This window comes from Pantoea sp. CTOTU49201, assembly GCF_032054795.1.
Taxonomy (GTDB): domain Bacteria; phylum Pseudomonadota; class Gammaproteobacteria; order Enterobacterales; family Enterobacteriaceae; genus Pantoea; species Pantoea symbiotica.
In genome coordinates this window covers 1-2623 of record NZ_DAMBSA010000526.1, presented here as the reverse complement: position 1 = coordinate 2623, position 2623 = coordinate 1, and the positions used below count along the sequence as shown (strand labels likewise).

The following is a 2623-nucleotide window of genomic DNA, read 5'->3' as shown; positions in this document are numbered from 1 at the left end:
TGTTTTATTATTTTGGGATGGCGTGATTATTTTTATATTGAAATCGTCATATATAAAAAGGTCGCCATAAATGGCGACCCTACAATATAGTCAGCTTTTACGCTTTTTCACCAGCGGCCACGCCAGTAACAGCAGCGCAATCCAGCCGAAACCAACGTACAGCGACACGCGCGTATCCGGGAAGTACCCAATCAGCCCAATTATGAAGGCCAGGAACAGCACGCCGAACCATGCGGTTTTGCTGCCGCCCGGCATGGCAAAATCCAGCTTACCAGCTTGCTCTTTGCCAATCTTGCGGCGGAAGGCGATCTGCGACAGCAGAATCATGATCCACACCCAAACGGTGGCAAAGGTCGCCAGTGAGGCGATGACCAGGAACACTTTCTCCGGCATCAGGTAGTTGAGATACACCGCGATCAACATCGCCAGCATCATCACCAAAACGGTCACCCACGGAATCCCGCGATTCGAGACCTTCTGGAATACCTTCGGTGCGTGGCCTTGCTGCGCCATGCTGTGCAGCATACGTCCCACGCCAAACACATCGCTGTTAATCGCCGACAACGACGCCGTTAGCACCACGAAGTTAAGGATCGATGCCGCCGCCGCAATGCCCAAATGCTGGAAGGTCAGCACGAACGGACTGCCGGAAGTGCCCACCTGATTCCACGGATAAATCGACATGATGACGAACAGCGTACCAACGTAGAACACCAGAATACGCATCGGTACAGAGTTGATGGCGCGTGGAATTGAGGTCTTCGGATCTTCCGCTTCACCGGCGGTAATGCCGATAATCTCAATCCCGCCGTAAGCAAACATCACCATCTGCAGTGACAGCAGCATGCCGACGATACCGTGCGCGAAGAAGCCGCCGTTGGTCCACAGATTGTGAATGCCGGTCGGCTGGCCGCCGTTGCCGATGCCCCAGAAAATCATGCCGAAGCCAGCGATGATCATGATGATAATGGTGGCGACTTTGAAGAAGGAGAACCAGAACTCCACTTCGCCAAACACTTTCACGCTCATCAGGTTGATGGCACCGATAATTAGCACCACGCTCAGCACCCAAATCCAGTGCGGCACATCGGGGAACCACACGCCCATGTAGATACCAAAAGCCGTTACGTCGGCAATCGCCACAATCAGGATTTCAAAACAGTAGGTCCAGCCAGTGATGTAACCCGCCAGCGGGCCAAGATAATCCTGCGCATAACGTGAGAATGAGCTGGCCTGCGGGTTGTTGACCGACATCTCACCCAGCGCACGCATGATGATGTACGCCACCGCACCGCCGATGATGTACGCCAGCAGCACGCTTGGGCCTGCCATTTTGATGGCATCCGCCGAGCCATAAAACAGCCCGGTGCCAATCGCCGATCCCAGCGCCATAAAGCGAATGTGGCGCGTGCTCAGTCCGCGTTTGAGCTTATTGGTTTCTTGCATAACACTCAGTACCTTGAAAATGAAAAACCACGGGCAAGCCCGTGGTTGGAATTAACAGCAATGTCGCTTACTGATGAACTGCGACCTGCTCACGTCCTTTTGCCCGATCAACCACCGCAGCAATCACCAGCATCGCCAGCGATGGCGGCAACCAGGAAAGTCCCTGATCGGCCAGCGGCAGATGCTGACTGAACAGCGGCAACACATCTTTAAAGCTAGTGGTTTTGATGGCATCAACGATACCGAACAGCAGGCTTACCAGCATGGTCGGCGCGATGATACGCGAACTTTTGTTCCAGAACTTCAGCGTGAAGCTCAGGACCACCAGCACGATGCATGGCGGATAAATCGCCGTCAGCACCGGAATCGAGATCTGAATCAGATGGCTCAGGCCGAGATTCGACACCACCATTGAGAACAGACCCAGAATAAATACCAGCGTTTTATACGACAGCGGAACGTATTGCGCAAAGAATTCTGCACAGGCACAGGTCAGGCCCACCGCCGTCACCATGCAGGCGACGAAGATCAGCGCGGCGAGGAAGAAGCTGCCCATGCCGCCGAAGGTCTGCTGCACGTAAGCATGCAGAATCTCAGCACCGTTGGCGCTCTGCGCCACTAATGCGCCGCTATCGTTACCGAGCTTGAACAGCGTCAGGTAAATCAGCGTCAAACCGATACCAGCGATAATGCCCGCCAGCATGGTGTAGCGCGTCAGCAATTTGGCATCTTCAACACCGCGTGAACGCGCCGCATTGACGATCACGATACCAAACACCAGCGCACCCAGCGTATCCATGGTCAGATAACCATTGACGAAGCCGCTGGAGAAGGCGGCACGCTGATACTCTTCGGTGCCCGGCGAAACGCCGCCCGCCGGCCAGATCAGCACGGCAACGCCGAGCACAATCAGCGCCAGAATTTTCAGCGGTGCGAGGAAGTGGCCAACAGTATCCAGCAGTTTGCCCGGATACAGCGAGATACCGATCACCAGCGCGAAGTAAATCAGGCTGTAGATGAACAGCGGCAGCGCGCCGTCGCCGGTCAGCGGTGCAATACCAACGGCAAAGGAAACGGTAGCGGTACGAGGCGTGGCAAACAGCGGGCCAACAGCCAGGTAGCAAACGGTCGCCAGCAACAAACCTGCGGCTTTACCAATCGGTGAGCTAAGCGCATC

General features: G+C 55.2%; 2 protein-coding genes. Both read right to left on the bottom strand.

Features of this window, described 5'->3' with window-relative positions; all coding sequences use genetic code 11:
- Window positions 1-90: 90 nt before the first annotated feature.
- Window positions 91-1446, bottom strand: coding sequence for a proline-specific permease ProY (gene proY / locus RTY00_RS23250; RefSeq protein WP_312666536.1), 1356 nt, complete (start codon window positions 1444-1446; stop codon window positions 91-93).
- Between the two features lie 67 nt (window positions 1447-1513).
- Window positions 1514-2623, bottom strand: a 1110-nt coding sequence (gene brnQ / locus RTY00_RS23245) for a branched-chain amino acid transport system II carrier protein (RefSeq protein ID WP_312666535.1), incomplete at its 5' end; no start/stop codon positions are given.